The 19966-nt window shown below is 43.0% G+C and carries 10 protein-coding genes; all 10 read right to left on the reverse strand.

Going from position 1 to position 19966, the window contains the following annotated elements; all coding sequences use genetic code 11:
- Positions 1–71: 71 nt before the first annotated feature.
- On the reverse strand, positions 72–2477 hold the full coding sequence (locus PPM_RS24010) for a copper amine oxidase N-terminal domain-containing protein (protein ID WP_013373411.1): 2406 nt from the start codon (positions 2475–2477) through the stop codon (positions 72–74).
- A 538-nt stretch (positions 2478–3015) separates the two neighbouring features.
- Positions 3016–4362, reverse strand: coding sequence for an efflux RND transporter periplasmic adaptor subunit (locus PPM_RS24015; RefSeq protein ID WP_016324811.1), 1347 nt, complete (start codon positions 4360–4362; stop codon positions 3016–3018).
- A 19-nt stretch (positions 4363–4381) separates the two neighbouring features.
- Positions 4382–7519, reverse strand: coding sequence for an efflux RND transporter permease subunit (locus tag PPM_RS24020; RefSeq protein ID WP_016324812.1), 3138 nt, complete (start codon positions 7517–7519; stop codon positions 4382–4384).
- 352 nt (positions 7520–7871) lie between these two features.
- A complete protein-coding gene (locus PPM_RS24025; RefSeq protein ID WP_016324813.1) occupies positions 7872–11885 on the reverse strand; it encodes an S-layer homology domain-containing protein in 4014 nt (1337 codons plus the stop codon).
- A 190-nt stretch (positions 11886–12075) separates the two neighbouring features.
- The gene (locus tag PPM_RS24030) at positions 12076–13206 is read right to left on the reverse strand and encodes a glycosyltransferase family 4 protein (RefSeq protein WP_013373415.1); all 1131 of its coding nucleotides are present in this window, start codon (positions 13204–13206) and stop codon (positions 12076–12078) included.
- A 137-nt stretch (positions 13207–13343) separates the two neighbouring features.
- Positions 13344–14105, reverse strand: a complete 762-nt coding sequence (locus PPM_RS24035; protein WP_016324814.1) for a WecB/TagA/CpsF family glycosyltransferase — start codon at positions 14103–14105, stop codon at positions 13344–13346.
- A gap of 8 nt (positions 14106–14113) precedes the next feature.
- Positions 14114–15250, reverse strand: a complete 1137-nt coding sequence (csaB, locus tag PPM_RS24040) for a polysaccharide pyruvyl transferase CsaB (RefSeq protein WP_016324815.1) — start codon at positions 15248–15250, stop codon at positions 14114–14116.
- Positions 15226–17241, reverse strand: a complete 2016-nt coding sequence (locus PPM_RS24045) for a DUF5693 family protein (protein WP_016324816.1) — start codon at positions 17239–17241, stop codon at positions 15226–15228. Before PPM_RS24045 ends, csaB begins: the two co-directional genes overlap by 25 nt.
- 260 nt (positions 17242–17501) lie before the next feature.
- Positions 17502–19220, reverse strand: a complete 1719-nt coding sequence (locus PPM_RS24050) for a phospho-sugar mutase (RefSeq protein ID WP_016324818.1) — start codon at positions 19218–19220, stop codon at positions 17502–17504.
- Between the two features lie 97 nt (positions 19221–19317).
- On the reverse strand, positions 19318–19764 hold the full coding sequence (gene fabZ, locus PPM_RS24055) for a 3-hydroxyacyl-ACP dehydratase FabZ (protein WP_013373420.1): 447 nt from the start codon (positions 19762–19764) through the stop codon (positions 19318–19320).
- Between the last annotated feature and the right edge of the window lie 202 nt (positions 19765–19966).

Here is a 19966-nt window from a genome sequence, read left to right on the forward strand (position 1 = left end):
TAAAAGAAAAGGGCTCCAAAAGGAACCCTCTTCTCATCTAATTCAGTTAACTCAAAAGAGTTGCTCTTAAATTAGTTGTTGTTTTCAACAGTTACTGTTTTAGCAGTTGCATCATAGTTGATGGATGCATCCAGCGCTCTGCTCACCCAGAAGATAGGCAGTACAGTACGGTTTTTGTTAGTTACAGCTTTAACGTCCATACGAATCACAGAACCGTTAACAGTCAACAGGTTAGTGTTCAGTTTGATTTGAGCAACGCGGTCACCTTTAATCAGGGTAACTGTGGAAGTTGCTTTGTCAAACAGGATGTTTTGTGGGGATACACCCAAAGCTTCAGCTGCATAACGTACTGGCAAGTAAGTGCGTCCGTTTTCAGCATAAGCAGCTACATCAGCAGTTTTAGTTTGGCCATTCACAGTATAAGAAGTGCTTCCCAGTGTGAAGACAGCTTTAGTACTAGTAGCACCTGGGGCTGGAGTACCGACAGTTGCGATAGCTACTTCATCAGCAGCTGTGTTGTTGTCTCTCCAGTTACGAGTAACATCACTGTTACCTTCGTAAGCTGTATAAGAAGCTGCTTCACCTTTCAGTTTAGCAACAATATCACCTTGTGCCACAGTACGGTCTACAACCAGCTTAGGAGCAGAGATTGTGATTGTACTTGGTGTTGCACTCTCGCTATCTACATAGAAGCTTAGACGACCTTTATTTGTATCGCCATAAGTGTCAGTAGATACGCTCTTAATTTTCACATCACCAGAAGTAACTTTAACTTCTGGAGTAGAAGCAAAACGTACGCCTGTTGGCAATTCCAAAATCACTTGACCATTACTATTTTTAGATTTAGTCAGAGCCTCACGTGCTGCTTCAGTAATTGTGATGTCACCGATTTGTTGATCACCCAAACCAATTGTCAAGGTAGGTTTTGTCGCAGCAGCCAAAGTTACTGCTTTTTTAACTGTTGCAACTTTAACATTACCAGTCAAACCTTGGCTACCAGCAACTTCTACATTCAAATCACCGGAGAAACCAGGTTGAGTAGCAACTTCAACATTTTTCAATGTCAATGTGCCTGGATCAGAAGAATTTTGACTTCCGTTGTTATTGAATTTCAATTTCAATGTACGTTTGTCGGAATCGCTATAACTAATGTCTACATTGCTCAGACCATTAGTATACTCACGGGAACCAACAAATTCGTTTGAACCAGTTTTGCCTTCAAAAGCAGACTGCCAACGAGCACCTTCAGGAAGACGAAGAGTTACTGTACGATCTCCAACAAAGGAGCCTGCAACTGTTTCTTTAATAGAAATATCACCGATTTTTTGTTCATCGTGTCCAGCGATAATATCAGTAGGTTTAGCAACAGACACTCCACCACCGATTTCGCCATAAGTACCTACTACCAAAGTACTTACATCAGTAGTTGTATTTCCAGTAACATTAACTACTACATCGCCAGTTTTTGCGCTATTCTCATCGTCAACTTCAAAGTTCAACGGAAGATCAAAAGAGCTTTGTTGTGTTGTCTTTTTCTTCAAAGAGATTGTGAGAGTATCATTGTTATTATCATAACCAGTTACTGAAACATCTCCAGCTTTCAGATCACCAAACAGAACAGCAGCATCGCCTTTACCTGACCATTTAAAACCGCTTGGCAGTTTCAGCTTAATGTTGTTGTTGGTATCCAAAGCACCTGCTGTTTGCTCTTTAACTTTTAGTCTAAATTTGAAGCTATCTGTTTTAGACTCAGTATCAACAGCTGACAGACCTACTTGACCAGAAGAAACTACATTACCAACAGTTACTTCACTACTAGTCAAACCACTGTTCGCTGCAGCGTCAAAAGCAACTTTTATAGGACCATTACTTGGGCCAGTAGCATCAATAACGTTGAAGTTAAAGTAAACGTCAAGATCATCAGCACTGTTAGAACCAGTGAAAACTACTTTAAAAGTATTGTCAGACGACCCCACTTTTTCCACATTATACTCAACAGGTGTATGTCCTGCTTTACCATCACCATTATCATTTTGTTCAACATAAACTGTTGTACCATAAGTGTCAGCAGTTACATCACTTACAGATTCATTTTTGAGTGATTTCCCAACTGTATCTTTCAAATTTACATTTTTGAAAGATTTCGAAAATTTAAAACCTTTAGGCAAAGAAACAGTCAGGCTACCTCCAGAGTTAAGAGAAGCTTTATCAATACCTACATGTACTCTGCCCAATTGAATACCATTTTGAGCGCCACCGCTGATACTAGGAGTATTCAGAACTTGGTAGCTAGAAGCTGCATGGATTGCAGTTGGTGCAGTCAATGCTGCGATTGGAGCTGCTACACCAGCAACCAATGTTGCTGTTGCCAGCACGTTGATCATTTTTTTGTTAAACTTTGTCATAACCTTTTTTTCTCCTCCTTGAATATAAACAGAAATATTATTTTTGTCTTTTTGTCGGATCTTGTCACTCATCAGTCGTTACACCTCCTTTCCGAGCTTTATGAGAACCCTTATAAAATGATATCTGTGACAATATCACAGAAGCTTGGAATCTAGTTGAAAGAAAGCGTCCATTTATGACGTACTCCAGTATTATACAATGTGATAACAATGCAGTAAAGATTTTTTTTAGCGAATTTTGTCTTTACGCTTTTGTACCCCTTTGTTTCATACTCACCCAATTAGACGTAGCATGGGTCCAAAAAGTTGCGTCTGTTTCAAAAAAAAAATTTTTTTTTTTGATTATGTATTCCGCTTTCCACAGTCATAATTATACTATTGAACCTGTTCCTCCGTCATCCTACAACTTTTACCTTCTCAACCTTAAATGTACAAGGGTATTTTCTGTACATTAATTAGGTCTTTAATGGAGTATATTCGTAACGAATAATCCATAGAATACATAAAGTACATAAAGACTATAGATTCCTTAGAAATCTAATACTCTAATACACTTTAAATAGTAGAAATGACGGAGAACAGCAATATAATGTAAATATAACGAAACAAATTATTTTACTACATTAATCTTCGCGCCATCTGAAAGCAAACTTACGCCCTTAACGACGACATTTTGTCCCTCAGCGAGCCCCTTGGTGACCTCAACCTGTTTGGCACTTTCCTGGCCTGTCTGCACTTCTACCCTCTTAGCAACAGTACCTTCCACTACATATGCATACTTCTTCCCTGCCTGCTCTGTAACGGCATCCTGCGATACTAAAATGTTTTTAGGAGCCTCTGTCTTCATATATACAGTTACAACCATCCCTGATTTTAATTCGCCAGAACCATTAGGAACCGAAATCTCGACAGGATATGCCTTGAGGTCATTATCCATTACCGGATTGACGGCCGACACTCTGGCTTCAATGCGCTTGTCTAATGAGTCCACACCTACAGTTACAGATGAACCCACCTGCATCTTCAGAAGCTCTGATTCAGAAACGTTGACTTTAGCAATGATAGGATTGGTATTTGCAATTGTAACAACTGCAGATTGCGCACTAACCATCTGTCCTTGGACTCCTGTTACTACCGATATCGTGCCGGAAATCGGAGCTTTGACTACAGCATCCACCAATTGGCTACGTGCTGTGTCTAAACTCGCTTTGGCTTGATTTACAGAAGCACGTGCTACGTCTATGCCCGTTTTTTGTTGTGCAAGACGCAATGATTTCTGGGCATTATTATATGTGGTTTGCGCACTTTCCTTAGATGTTTGTGCATTGTGCAGTGCAACCTGTGCATTCTCCACAGCAGTTTGAGCCTTTCTATACGCTATTTGGGACTGTTCTAACTCGGATTGAGATAGAGCGCCCGCACTAAACAACTGTTGGTTGCGATTAAGCGTATTTTGAGCATCACGCACGGAATTCTGAGCATCGATCAGACTGGTCTGAGCTTGTGTAATGGAGTTATCTTGCTGTACAAGCGCACTTTTGGCTTGATCCACACTGGACTCGGCCTGTTGCACAGATTGTGCTGCGCCTGACTCAGCCTGTTTTAAGTTGGCCAAGGCAACCTGGTACGATTCCTGAGATTGCTTAATCGAGTCCTGAATATCCTTTTGGTCTATAGTAAACAATGTGTCGCCTTTGTTTACTTTTTGCCCCACTGTAAGATTGATACTTTGAATTTTTCCGCTAATTTTCGGAGATACTTGAGCCGTCTCTTTCGGAGCAAAGCTTCCAATAATACCTGTTGAGTCGTTAATACTGCCTTTAGCCGCTTTTGCCACTTGGACTGGGATCGCCTTCTGCACTGAAGCTGGCGCAGCGGGGGCCTCCCCCCCACCACAGCCGGCTAATGCAACTGATAAAAGCAAAGTTGTGGCAATCAGAGCACTTTTTTTATTCATTATGTTTCTCCACCTCACCTTATATATGAACACTTTTTTGCAGTTTCGCTTCTTTTTTCAGTTGTCTCTTTTCTTGTCTTTTCAGTTTGCGATTTTTACGTTTTTGAATGATATTGTCCAAAATAACATAAACAACCGGAATAAGAATCAGCGTGACCAAAGCTGCGAAGGATAACCCGAATACAACAACAACCGCCATAGGAGCTTGCGTCTCATTACCGTCACCTTTAGCAAATGCCATAGGGATCAAAGCAAGCACGGTAGCCAACGTTGTCATCAAAATCGGACGCAACCGCTCAGATGCGCCATGAATAATAGCTTCATCTCGATCTTCGCCTTCTTTTCGAAGCTGAATAATGAAATCAATCATGACAATTGCATTATTTACAACCAAGCCAACGAGCATGATGTAACCGGTAAAAGCCGAAACACTGAGGCTCGCTCCCGTTACCACTAGGCCGATAAGTACACCAATTAACGTAGGCGGAATCGAAAACATAATAACAAACGGTGTGAGCAGAGATTCAAACTGTCCTGCCATAACCATATAAATCAGAACTACAGATAGCAGAATAGCTATCCCTAAGTTTATAAAAGACTCCATCATTTGTTCAGATTGCCCGCCACCCGTATCTGCACTATAGCCTTCTGGGAAGTGAGTACTCTTCAAAAGAGCATCTATTTTCTGTTTGACGGTTAGAATGTCCCCTGATCCATCAATGTCAGCAGAAATCTGTACTTGACGTGTCTGATCTTCACGGGTGACACTATCCGGTACAGCGCGTTTATCAATACTTGCTACCGAAGATAAAGGCACATCAATCCCTTGTGAAGTGGTAATACGTAATGCTTTCAAATAGGACCAGTCATGTCGATCCTGCTCAGGCAGAGATATTTTCACATCGATTTGATCATCACCTGTGCGATAGCTTGTTGCAACAGATCCATTAAAGGAAGTATTTACAGCAGATAAAATTTGGGTTGCTGATAAGCCATATTGACTAGCAAGTTCTCGATTAACGGTAATCTCATATTCTTCGCGAACCGCATTCAAAGAACTTTTTACATTGACCGTTCCCGGTATGCTCTTTACGCCGGCAACGAGATTGTCGGAAAGTTCCCTCAAGACGTCCATATCATCGCCTTTTAGGTTAATATTAACCGCCGCTCCAGTCGAAAGGCCTGTTGCAGACTCCAGTGTAATCTCTGCATCCGGAATACTATCGAATTTCTTGCGAAGGCCTTCAACTACAGCGTCTGTTGGCTGATGCCCATCCTTCAGCGCAACACTTAGTTGTGCCGAATTGGATGGAGTTGCCCCTGAATAACCAGAAAGACCACCAGCACCAACAGTCACTGTCATTTTGTCCAGATCAGGAACTTTCAGAATTTCTTTTTCTATACCTTGAACAACTCTTTCAGTCTCCTCTAAAACTGTTCCGTTAGGAAGTTTCAGTTTCACTGAGAATTCCCCAGTGTCGGATTCAGGAATAAATTCAGCCTTAACCATAGAAATCAGAGACCCAGCTGCCACAAACATTAATACAGTAATGATTAAAACAGATTTTCTATGATTAATTCCCCACTTCAGTACACGGCGATAGCCACCCTTAAATTTCTCAAATCCGATATTAAACCACACAATAGGGTTAATACCTTTATAGGTACCTGAAGAATATATGGATTCATCTGGTACAGTAGGCATCCAACGCGAGCCTAGCATTGGCACAATCATAAGGGATACCAGCAAGGCTGCTATATGGGAGAAAATAACAGTTAATGCCAACGGTTTAAACATAACTCCTGCAATTCCGTCAACAAAAACAACCGGTAAAAATACTACAATCTGTGCAAGTGCAGATGCCATAACCGCATTGCCCACTTGCTTGGAGCCATCAATTGCCCCTTGTAGCATACTTTTCCCTTCATGTCGCTGCCTAAAAATATTTTCAATGATAACAACGGCAAAGTCGACAAATGATCCTAACCCTAGAAGCAAACCGCTCAATGAAATAACATTAATGGTTTGTCCAGTGAAATACATCATCATAAACGTTGCTACGAAGGAAATTGGAATAACGATCGCAGCAATAATAGTAGAACGTATACTGTTCAAAAATAATAGCAACACAATAGCTGCGATAATAAGCCCCAATATAGCATGTTCTATTAGTGAGTGTACGGAGTCTCTAATAGGCTTGGAAGCATCAGTTACCATCTCCAATTGTGTTCCAGGAGGCAGGTCCTTCCGTATCGAATCCAAACTTTCCTTCACAGAATTAGCGATTGAAAGAGTATTTCCACCAGTAGCCTTAGTAACAGAAATATTAATACTTGGCTTCCCATTATAGGTAGAAATAGTGGTGACTTCTTCTACGGAGTCTTCAACTGTCGCGATATCCTTCAATTTCACGCTTCCCTTACCTACAGGGATTGGCGTTTCGCCCATTTCTGAAACAGCTTTATATTCACCTTGAACGCGAAGTTGAATTTGTGTATTACCACGATATACAGAACCCGCAGAGCCAGCAACATTATTAGCCGATAGGGCCTGGCGAATTTGATCCAGCGTAATGCCATAGCTTTGAAGCTTGGCCTGATCTACAGTGATCTTTACGAGTCGTTCTTGACCACCTGACATGTTGGCTGCAGCTACTCCCGCAATCCTTTCAAGCCGCGGCTCGATAATATCTTCAGCAATAGGCTTCAGCTTGTTAATATCCTGGTCTCCTGTAAAAGCGAGGGTAATAACTGGCGTTGCATTGAGGTCCACTTTTAGAACACGCGGCGAATTTGCCGTGTCTGGAAGAGATCCTCTAACGGTATCAACTTTATCCCTCATGTCGAGGGTTGCTTGGTTCATATCTACTCCCCAGTTAAATTGAATCATGACCATAGATGATCCTTCTGAAGACTCGGACGTGATTGTATCCACGTTCTCAATAGAAGCCAAACTCTTTTCAATAGGTTTAGTAACCAATTCCTCAACCTCAGTAGGCGTTGCATTTGGAATACTGGTCACCACTGCAGCGTAAGGCAGCTTCATATCTGGCATATACTCGACAGGAAGCCTTAACGCAAAAATACCGCCCCCGATTAACAAAGCAACAATTAACATAAATACTGTTACAGGACGGCGTATTGAAAACTGAGACATCTCATCACTCCCCACTCACTTCTCTATGTAATATTTAAGCACACACATCCTCTACTACGATGAAATAGGCGTAAAGTTTCAGATAAATGCGCAAAAAAACATATAGAAAAATAATAAACACATTTTGAGATAATATCTTAAAAAAAAAGCAATTAATAACAGTCATTAAAGGCAAATCTAAAACGAAAAAAACCATAGTGCTTATCCAAAGTTTTCATCTCTTTGATATTATGGCATAAGCCCTTAATTCCAGTCAAATAGCTGATTTATAAAAAACATCCCTCTCATGTATATGAAAGGGAATTTCCATTTCTCATGGAGGGATGTTTAATAATTTCAGGTTGTTGAAGGATTAAATTTTAGGAAGCAGTTTTTTATCAGCCATAACTTTAGCTACAATAATTGCTGCATCTCCGCGCAAGGTCAAGGATGTAGGGTTAAACATATATCCTTTTTTTAGATCACTTGCGTCTACAGGAGACCCTGTGATAAAGCCTTTCTTAGCAATAGCCAATACAGATGCTTGTGCGTAGTAGTCAATCTTGTCCGCATCTTTAAAGGTCTTGGACAGATTTTTCATGATCTTGTCATGATCTGTTTCCAGCTTCAAATTCAATGCCTTGGCGATAATGACCGCTGCATCTTGACGTGTGATTACATCTTCCGGCATAAAGATTCTTGGTTGCGAACCTTTTACAATACCAGCACGTGCAGCTGTTTCAATATAACGATAATCGTAGAGCGCATCTGCGGATATCGTATTTGGAATAGACACGTCGTCGAAATGCTTCGCTCCGCTGAAATTAAGCGGGATTTGCAGACCTTTGACAATCATCGACGTGAATTCGCCTCTTTTAATGTAGCTGTCAGGTCCAAAGCTATTAATTGGATCCATCGGGTTCATAACACCCTTAGCCAAGATAGCTTCGATATAATCTCTAGCGTATTTGTGCTTAATGACATCACTATACGTTTCCCCAACCTTGGCGACTACATAGTAGCCGAAACGGTCAAACGGTACTTTAATGGTATGTTTCTTCGGATCCACCACACCACCAATGTTCTGCCAATCCTTCAAATCAGAATCAAAATAGAACACTGTCATTTGTTTCCCTGCATCCTGAGCAATACTGCTATCATACGTCAGCGTCAATGTAGCACGCTTGGAAGGTACTAGCTCGTTAGACGGGTCACGCCAGTAAAAGTTTTTGATCTTGCTGCTATCATTTTGTGATTTGTTAGCCAATTGATAAGGATCGGCACCATACGTTACCGGATCGTAAGCATCTGTTTTGATATCATCTGCTGTACCTGGGTCAATCCAGAATACTGGACTGGACTTGGTAAAGCGACTTGGGAAATCTCTGTTGAAGTATTTACTTCCATCTGCAATCAAGCTCCGCATGTCGGACAATGCTTTTTCAGTTTCAAATTCATGACGGTCTACCACACCATCTTCGCTATTCGCGATCGCAAAGTACAAAGTATGGCCAGAGAAAACCTGGTTTTTGAATTGCTGTGGTTGATCGTAATCCCGACGAATCAGGCTCGTTCCCTTCGCGAACGCAAGTGTAAGATTACCATCGAACACTTTGTGCGATGTTTTCATCGCTTCCATGTACTGCTCGCCAGGAATATTAGTAGGCACATATTTAACAGTAATGGTCTGTTTTAATTTTTCCTTGCCTACTGTAACCACTACATCAATTTTATTATCTTTGTTGGCTTTTAGACCTGTAACGATGGCTTTGTAGGTTGATGGGTAATCAACAGTACCATCATAATCAGAATCAAAACCTTCTTGAACTGCTTTTTCCTTACCTACCATAACACTATCTGCATTACCTACGTTCACAACAACTTGCACAAAGTTTTGATTCACGATTCTTTTTTCAGGAAGCGGACGCAAGATATCAAAAGATGTGGATTGACCGGATACTTGCAGTCGGAAAGTAGCAAACGGTCCGCTCTTGCCGCTGTTGTACAAGGTAATGTTATAAGCTACTGGCGTTCCATCTTGCGAAATAGTTTGGTTTTTCAATACAAAACTGAAATACTTTTTGTCCGGATGGTAGTATACTAGCAGGTCTTTTAAATCTTTGCTTGTAAACTTATCCGTAGTAGCACCAGAGTTGTATGCAGTTTTGGCATCTTCCGCTGAGAAGAACTCGTTATTCAGCGTCCAGTTTACCTCACTGTCGTCCGAACCTTTAATTTCTAAAATGTATTGATCTTTATTGGCAATATCACTTAACGAACCACTCACCTGATCCGCTTTACCCAAATCAGCAATACTAAAAGTACCAAAGATATTGATATTTTTCAGCGATGTATTGTAGTTAGTATCATCTACTTTAGTGAAGTTTGCATCTTTTGATTTCGGTGCAATTTCGCTATATTTCGGCGTATTGCTCAGACCGCTAACGGGTGTAAAAGGAATAATTCCTTGTGTGTTTGGAACAGGAATTACTGGAATATTCGTTTGTGTAAAGTTTACTTTCACCGTATTGCTGTACTCGATGCCTGGCTTGAACACAAACTTGATTTCATTATTTCCGTTTGCCAGTGCATTGGCAGCCGCATCATAGGAGGAAGCAGCCAGCTTAAAGTTCGCTCCTGAGCCATCAAGATCAACTAATACGTTGTTCACATACAAGAATACATTTCGGTTACTGCCAGTGTAGTGAATATCAGCTGCATTACTCACATCCAGCAATTTACCTTTAAAATAACCCAATTGATCCAGTTTGTACGTATTTAAGTTTGCATTCGATGTATTCAACGGAATTTGTTGACCATCATAAATCGTATCGTATTTCATGAATGGCCCCTGCAATAAGTTTACAGTTGCCTTAATCAATTTGCTTGAGTCATTCAGGTAGAAATTCAGGACGTTTTGTCCTTCTTTAGGCAAAGTATCTACATAAGCGACAACTTTCTTCACTTGTGTTGACTTACCATTGATTGTTCGAATCACATCTTGGGCTGGACCCACGGGATTAACGGATACACCAGAAAGCTCGTTAATTGAACCAGGTGTACCATTAACAATGATAAATTCCATACCTACAGGTACAGATGGGGCATCAGTAGTCTTGTTCTTCATAGAACTTCCTGTTAATTTCATGGCTTCATCTAGGGCAGCCGCTTGATCAGACCCGCTACCCTTGATTCTATTCAACAACTGATTATTAAAATCAGGGAGAAAGTTCACGTCATCAATATAAGGCTGAGTGCTGCTGCGCAATGTAAATTGAACCGCAGATGCATTGGAACTCGTTCCATTTGCAAAACCTACACTCAGAGATGCACGAATCAAGTGGTCGGTTACGATGCCATCAGGTACAGTTACCTGGAACGGATATAATTTGTAACCAGTAGATGTAACAACATTTGCTGTATCAATCGTAGCATCAATTCCATTGGTATCACCAATTGCGCTACCGTTATTACTTACATCCGTAAATCTAGCATTAATTTTACTTACTACTGGATCAGTTGCTCCGGAAGGAACCAGAACATTACCTTTCAAAACCACACCGCTCGTAGACGATACAGTAAAGTCAGGCGAAGTCGTCAGATCAGCAGACACATTTCCGTCCTTGTTCAAAGTCAGATCAGAAAATTCAGGTTTACCCGTATAAATCGTGATTTCACGCGTAACCGTAAGAGCCTGAGTTCCGTTACCCACTTTAATCGTCACTATATTTTTACCCGGGCTGAGTACAACACTTCCTGTTAGCTTATAGCTGGTATAGGAGTTAACAGTATACGTATTGCTACTTTTTGTAGAAGTAAGCGTTACACTGTCAGCATTAGGCGCCGTACCTTGAATGACTACTTTCACATCATCCGTACCGCTATTTCGTGCGTCTGTCAGTACCGCCGTTTGATTCTCAACTAACTGCTGGGTTTCACCATTCAGTGTGGCAGACAGATCATACAGCTTGGGTCCATCCTGATACTCAATGTAAATGGAGTCCTTCATTTCAGCCGAATTTTGACTACTTTGGAATGTAATTCGGTTCAAACCAGGAAACAGTTTAATGTCTGAAATTTGAATCGTAGAGCCATTGACCGTAATTCCGCCCTTTTGACTCTCATTTTTATTAACTACGTTAAGGTTTGTTCCATTTTTAGAGAGTTGGAATACACTATACGATATAGTACTTCCATTCACTCCGTTAATCGTACCGTTAACTGTAACACGGTCGGTATTTACCATTCTGGCCGAATCCGCATCATATTTTTCATTTGGAAAAATGAAATAAGTTCCTGTCGCAGCATGAGCCGTACCTACCAGGGCCGCCGGCACCAAGCCAATGATGAGACCAACCGTCAGCAACATGGATAGCAATCGTTTCAAATCATTGTCCTCCTTTGATTCTGTCGCACCTTGGGGTACGTAATCATTCATTACTTTTTTTATCGGTAGCAAACATACAAAAAATTAGTAAATTCTCAAAAAAGGAGGGAGTTTTTTTACAGCAAACATCAAAAAAGCCTTCAAACCTGCGGTATACCGCTAAGCTTGAAGGCTTACATTTAAATTAAAATTATAATTTCGATCGCGTCTGGGAATCTGGTTTAGCCAACAACCGAATTAGTGTGTTAAGAACAGGACGTTTGGTTTTGCCAACGAGACCAATAACTTCTGCTCCGATCTGTAGGAAGAACATCATGATACATATCACGACAAAGGTGACCCAGTTTGCTTCATTAAGCGCAGCCGACGATTGGATAACGGCTAATATACCGAAAAATACAGCAATACCGTAGATAATCAACACCGTCTGTCTGTGACTGAAGCCTAGTTCGCGCAAGCAGTGATGCAAATGGCCTTTATCCGGTGAGAATATCGGTTTTTTCTGCAACTTGCGACGAATAATAGCAAAAAATGTATCTGACAAAGGCACACCGATAATAATCAATGGCGTAATAAATGATACGATAGCAATTTGCTTGAAACCAAGCATTGAAAGCATAGCTAGAGAGAAACCTAAAAATAAGGACCCTGTATCACCCATAAATATTTTTGCAGGATGAAAGTTAAAAAATAAAAATCCGATAATACTACCTAACAGCACAAGGCAAAGCATCGCCACCATGTAATTGCCCATTAGTAGTGACATCACAGCGATCGTTCCAATCGCAATTCCTGAGACACCTGCAGCTAGTCCATCCAGACCGTCAATCAAATTGATAGCATTGGTCACACCTACGATCCAAAATATCGTAAGCGGAATGGAAATCCAGCTTTCTAAAGAAGAGTATGCATCCTGAAAAGGTACATTTACAAAATCCACACGAATATCAAAAGCAAACACGACCATACATGCCACGGCAATTTGAGCCAAAAATTTCAATTTTGCATTAAGATCAAAACGATCATCGAGAGCACCAATCAATGTAATCAGCGTACCGCCAATCAGAAAGGCTGCAATAAAGTTAATATCCCGCGAGGACAGCATTCCGTCAGGCACAAAAGGTAACATCGCCAATAAGGACAACAGAAATGCCAAGAAAATCCCCAGACCGCCAAGACGCGGCATAATTCGGGTATGTACTTTTCGGGCATTCGGCACATCGACGGCTCCAACCTTCACAGCGAACTTCTTGACAAGCGGCGTAAGTAACAGCGCAAGTCCCAGTGCCATGATGAAACCAATAATATAGATCAATAACATTTGATCATTCGACCCCCAATTTTAAAGCAATGCCTTTTCAGATGTAACCGCATTGAATTATACTCTGATCAAAAATAAATACCAAGCCTCATATTCTGGCAAATTAGCGGGTTTTAAAGGCAGATTCAAGCTATTTATCACACTTTTGTGACGTTTTCTTTTTCACGCATCACTTTCACTGCGAATTTCGGCAACGCAAGCATTCTTCTGTAACGACTAGGCTCTTTTAGGAGTCTATATAACCACTCAGCTCGTAGCTTTTGAAACAGTTTAGGTGCGCGTTTTGTTTTTCCTGATATAACATCGAAACTACCGCCGACCCCCATCATCACCGGCACGCCCAGTTGTTCCTTATATTTACCAATCCAAGGTTCCTGCGTATCCGCTCCACGCGCTACAAACAACAAATCAGGATTCGCTTCACGAATAGCCCTAATCACCGCTTCATCCTCGTTAGGACCAAAAAAACCATCGCGCTTGCCACAAACCGTAATTCCAGGATAAAGCTCATGTACCCGCTGAGCGGTCGCTTGAATCACTTCAGGCGTTGATCCAAGTAAATAAACTTTCCAATGATAGTTTTCTCCAGCTGCGAGCAATTCATGTAACAAGTCAAAACCTGCCACCCTCTCGGGTACAGGATGTCCAACATAGTTTGCAGCCCAGACCACACCAGTTCCATCTGGAACAATCAACTCTGCCTGCTTCATCACATTCATATACACTGGATCTTCCAATGCAGCCATGACCATAATCGGATTGGCAGTGATCACTTGATGGGGGCGGCGAGACTTCACCGCCTGAATTAATACATTTAATGTATCTTTCATATTAAGCCTTGATACCTGAACACCGAAAATCGGGACGGTAGGCACACTCGTAACCTTATCAACTGTCACTGTATCCATCATCCTTTGCGACACAAGTAATTAACGATATGCTGTGCTGGTAAGCGAGCCTCACTTTTTAACAAAGCAATTGCTGCCCCTTGGCTCTCGATCCATTGACTACGCTGATCCAGCAGCCGCATAGACTCGTTAGCCAGCTTTTGCGCATCCAGTGCATCTGTAGTACCAACAGGCTGGCTACCAACACGGCTGAGGAAATGATCAATTTTGGGATCGTAGGATATACCCAACGGGGGCACTTGATGGGACGCTGCATAGATTAAGCTGTGCAGCCTCATCCCGATCATCAAACTGCATCTGCTGACCTCCAAAAGCATCTGTTGAGGATCGGTAACTTGGTCACACATACTGACAAGGCTTCCCGTCCCACTAATATCCCCCAACAAATCCATTACCATCCTTGAAGCCTGTTCATCGTCAGGTAAATGGAATGGTAAGAAACGCAAGTGAACACGGCGTTCCGCAGCTAATCTTTTTAAGCCGTCTGCAATAGCCGTTAAATCGCGTTGTTCCTTATCCCAGTAGCGTACAGAAATGCCGACGACTGGGAGTTCATCCTCATCAGTCTCAGTTGCAGCATCATGCAGCTCGGAACCGGAGGGCAAAGGAAGCCCCATTACAGGATCAGGAACAACCTCGACAACCGGACGTTTCAGTTTCATGGTACTCAGCAAAGCAGCAGATTGCTCATCTCTGACGGAAACATATTCACAGCGTTGAAATACAGATCGGATCATAGGATAAAATATTTTCCGTTGTACTGGGCCCATGCCCTGAGCGTATACAAACGTTGGCTTTCCAGCCCATTGAGCCAGTTTCAGAATCGCCAGATAATACGGAATGCTTTTAGGGCTTGTAGCATCCTGGAGCAGACTCCCGCCGCCACTAATGAGCCCGTCACTGTTTTTAATCGCTCTCCGCACTTCTCCCAGGCTCATACGCGGAACAGCTTCTACTCCGTACATTTTCTGTGTCCAAGCAGGGTCAGAAGATAGAACAACAGGCTTGATCGTAATCCCCGCCTGACGGCTTTCCTCTTCTAAAGCAGTCAATATCGACTTGAGCACCGCTTCATCCCCACTATTGTGAAACCCGTAATAACCCGAGATTATTATCGTTTTAGCTGTGGTGACCATTTCTTCCAACATCCTTCCAGCACTTGCCACACGACAATTGCGATGATTCCCAGCACCAATCCAAATCCCAATCCCAACAGCCCACGACTAAACGAGAGTGCTGCTGGAGAGTGAATGTGAGCAAAGGTATCGACCATCGAGGCTTGACCAATAGCAGCTATGATCAGCAAATAGATTGCTTTGCGATATTTCAAAGCCAGGAATGCCCCTGCAATAAACAGTGGGTGAGCCATTAAGAATTCCTTATTGCGCGGACGTACACCAAACGCATTCTCCAGGAAGTTACGGAAAACCAGCTCGGTGTTCGACACCGTACCTGCGTTTCCAGTACGAGTCAAATAGTAGTAGCCAGCCGCTGCGATAACAGCCAGTGCGATAACCCATAATACAGTAATCGGCGTACGTAGCAGTTTGGTGATTTCCTCCCGTATAGAAACGCCACGATAAAAGAAAATATAAATCGCCGCCAAGAAGATCGGCAGAATGTGAAGCAAGCTTACACCTCTAAATTGGTTTAACACCAGGCTGTAGGCAATGCTGTTCAACAGCGCAATAACAAAAGGCACTGCAGCCAGCGACAAGATCGCTGTCTGTACGTACAGTATAAGCGTGCGAGTCAATCGTTGACCTACAGAAAGTTCAGGCCCCTGTTCACGTTTAATTCTGATCGTACGCACTGCAATGATCATCGCAACCGTAGGTCCGCTAATCGCTGCAAGCAGCGCCAAACCTTGTTCCATCAAGCTGGAGTTCAAAACATAAAGCCCAGCAGAACCAACCAAACCGAGTGCAAATGCCAGCAAAGTCAATGCCGGAACGAAATAGGACACCATAATGGAGAAGAAGGCTAGTGCACCCAGTACGACGATCATTTTGAGATAGCGCTGAATGGAGGAATCGACCACTTGGAACGGTTCAGCTTGTCCCAGTTCAAACCCTTTTTTCTCCATTCGTTGTACAGCGTTGCCCGGTTTGTCTAAGCTGTGGATCAGGTTATCAACCGAGTCTTTCACCTTGGCCTCAGCAACACTGCGGCTAGGCGCGGTATTCAGATACAACATGCGAATATTCCGATCCTTGGTGGCGAGTGCAAAACGATCGGCCAACGTTTCCACATCGAGTGTTGAATCTTTATCACTTAGTGAGTATAGACGCACAACATTATAGTGGATATCGTAAGCGAGCTTATTGAAGCCTGCCTGCGGTTTCTTTAAGTTTTCGATAGCAGCTAGGCCGATATCGTATTTGTTCAGCAATTTAGCAAATGCCGCTAAGCTATGCTCTTTCTCGTTATCAGTAAAGCCTTTGACTGAATCCCCTTCAAACAAAATGCGCTTTACACCATTTTGCTGAAAGGAAGCCAGCATCTCTTCCGTCAACTCCTGGTTATAGGGAAGGCTGTCACTCATGCGTGGAACAATAAAAAAACCTTTACTCCGGAGCTGCTTCATAGCAATCGGGTCAGGCTGCATAGGCTTGAGATACGCATCCTCTGGGGATGTTTCCACAACAAGCCCTTCCTGTCCCTGATAACTCCACGGCTTTACGTTGATGCCCAGACTTGTAAACGTACGTAAAATTAACGGCTTTAGTGCTTCAGCATTTTCTTTGTCAGCGAAAACAACGTACGTATAATTCTCATTTGCAGGTGAAAGACGTTTTTCCAGATCCGCAACATTCTGAGTCGTATAAGTTACAATGCGGCCCGCTTTACGGAAATCATCCAACGTACTTTCATACATCGCCATGCTGTTCACACCAGCCTGTTGTAAGCGGTCAAGCTGCTCATTCAGATAGTCCTGCGGATGAGCCTGATACGAAGCCGCCTCCGTCAAATCCCGATAATCGAATACAATCTCTACTTTTTTACTCGAGGATTCTGTCTTTACACGATCGGCGATAACTGGAATGGAAGCCAGCAAGCCAACCGCAACCAGAATCCACAACCATTTTCGAGAAGCTGTATTCCAATACTGCCATTTCTGATACACCAAAGAACCTCCTTAATATTCGGGATTTTGCAAAATTCAATGCTGCCCACCTTGCCATTCTACTCTTGAGTAGGCCACTCATTGAATTTTGCAAAATCCTCCGTTGCCGGAATAAGCCTATTTTTCCAAAGCCTCTTCCAGGTTATTCTGCAATACAGAGAAATGACCTCCACGGCGTACTGCCCTTTGCCGTGAGAGGTCACCGATTACTTATTCCATATCTAATTACCTTAACCTATTCTATTATAAAGGGAATTTTCTCAAGCGTCTACGCGGGCCATAACAGCATCGACCAGCTGACCGATTCTTTGCTCCGCGTCTGACAGCGAGGAACCACGTACTGCAAAGTATACTTTGATTTTAGGCTCTGTGCCCGAAGGACGCAGGCAGAACCAAGAACCGTCCTCCAATAAAAACTTGAGTACGTTTTCCTGCGGAAGCCCGTCCAAGCCTTGCGAGTAGTCCAGTACTTTGTCTACCTTTACACCTGCAATCTCTTGAGGTGCGTTGCTGCGCCAATCCGTCATTTTGCTCTGGATTTGCTCCACTCCATCCTTACCCTTGAGTGTACGAGACTCCAGCTTCTCAAGGAAGTAGCCAAACTGCTGGTACAGCTCTTGTAAAACATCATAGAGCGTCTTGCCTTGCGTGCTGTAATAAGCAGCAGCTTCGGCGATCAGCATGGCCGCCAAGACAGCATCCTTGTCACGTGCGTAATTTCCTGCCAGATAGCCGTAGCTCTCTTCATAGCCAAACAGGTAGGTATACTCGCCAGTTTGCTCAAACTGGTTCATTTTCTCGCCAATATACTTGAAGCCGGTTAGCGTGTTAAACACTGTTGCTCCAAAATGTTCGGCAATGACTGCACCCATTTCGCTAGTTACGATAGTTTTGATAACTGCACCATTATTCGGAAGCTTGCCAGTTTCTTTCAGTTGATTCAGCAAGTAGTAAACCATAATTGCGCCGGACTGATTACCGGACAATACCACATATTCGCCATCACGGTTTTTCACAACTGCCCCCATACGGTCAGCATCAGGGTCTGTTCCGATCAATAGATCTGCACCAATTTTCTCACCCAGCGCAATGGCCAGCTTGAACGCATCACGTTCTTCCGGATTAGGCGACTTAACGGTCGAAAATTCTGCATCTGGCTGCTCTTGCTCAGGCACAATATGCACCTGTTCAAAACCGATTTTCTCCAGTACACGACGAACAGGTATATTTCCAGTGCCATGAAGAGGTGTAAACACAACTTTAAAGTTCTTGCCCGGTCCAGCTGCAATCAGTTCTCGGTTCACACTCACACCGGCTACCGTATCCACAAACGCTTCATCTTCCTCTTCTCCAAGCCAAATCAACAATCCCTGTGCCTCTGCTTCTTCACGTGTCAGACTTTTGATGTCAGCAAAAGAAGGAACCTCACGAATATAGCCAATCACCTTTTCAGCCTGATCTGGAACAAGCTGACCACCTTCATTATTGTATACCTTGTAACCATTATACTCGGGAGGATTGTGACTCGCCGTGACAACAATTCCTCCACTGGCTCCCAAATGACGTACACTAAACGAAAGCTGTGGCGTTGGACGCAAGGAAGGGAACAACTTAGCTACGATACCATTGCCCGCCAGCACCAAAGCTGCATCCAAAGCAAACTCTGGCGAAAAATGACGCGAATCATGTGCAATGACAACCGAAGGTTTTCCTTCTTTGCCAGCATGCTGCTCTAAAATATAGCGAGCGAGCCCTTGAGTCGCACGTCCGATCACATAACGATTCATCCGGTTACTGCCTGCCCCAATCACTCCACGTAGACCGCCTGTACCGAATTCCAGTTCTTTGTAAAAGCGATCCTCTAGTTCCTGGTCGTTGCCTTGCAATGCGCGCAACTCCTGTTTGGTTTCTTCATCAATATAAGGGTCTTGCAGCCAGCTCTCAATGCCTTCTAATGCTTTTTTACTCAACTGCGTCATACGGAATTTCCCCTCTCCATTTTTGGGTTGTCAAAACAGGATCTCTATGTACACATGCACTCGGTTCAGACGTCGTGCTTATGTCGGCAGCGCTTGTCTATTGGGGTGGGTCTGATAAGGCAAACATAATCTCGCCTTCAGCTACTACTGTGTCGCCCACTTTCGCCGTAGCTTTCCCTTTACCAAAAGCACCTTTAGAACGAGTGATTTCCACTTCAAGTGTCAGCGTATCCCCAGGGACTACCTGTCCACGGAAACGGAAACCGTCCAACCCTGCCAAAAAGCCGATTTTGCCGCGATTGCTCTCTAGGTGCAGTAATGCGACTGCTCCGACTTGAGCCAACGCTTCAGTGATCAACACACCAGGCATAACGGGATAACCCGGAAAATGTCCAATGAAATGGGGCTCAGTCATCGTTACATTTTTAATGCCTACTGCTCTTTTACCTTCCTCCAGTTCAATAATACGGTCCACCAACAAAAATGGCGGTCGATGCGGAATAATCTCCTGAATTTGATTAACATCCAATTGCAATTTGTCCATTTACCTTAATAACTCCTCTCGCTTGCAGATTTGACTCTGTTCAGCCAGAGTTACTGCAAGCATAATATTACCCCGCTAACGCTGTATAAAAACAGCTCATCACGGCAACAATGTTAGATATCCTTCACCTACTGCAGAAGTGAAGGTTGAGATAAGGGGCTTTTTCCGCCGGTTACGCAACCAGAGGCGAGAAGAAGCCCTT

Origin of the sequence: Paenibacillus polymyxa M1, assembly GCF_000237325.1 — a bacterium.
Classification (GTDB): domain Bacteria; phylum Bacillota; class Bacilli; order Paenibacillales; family Paenibacillaceae; genus Paenibacillus; species Paenibacillus polymyxa_C.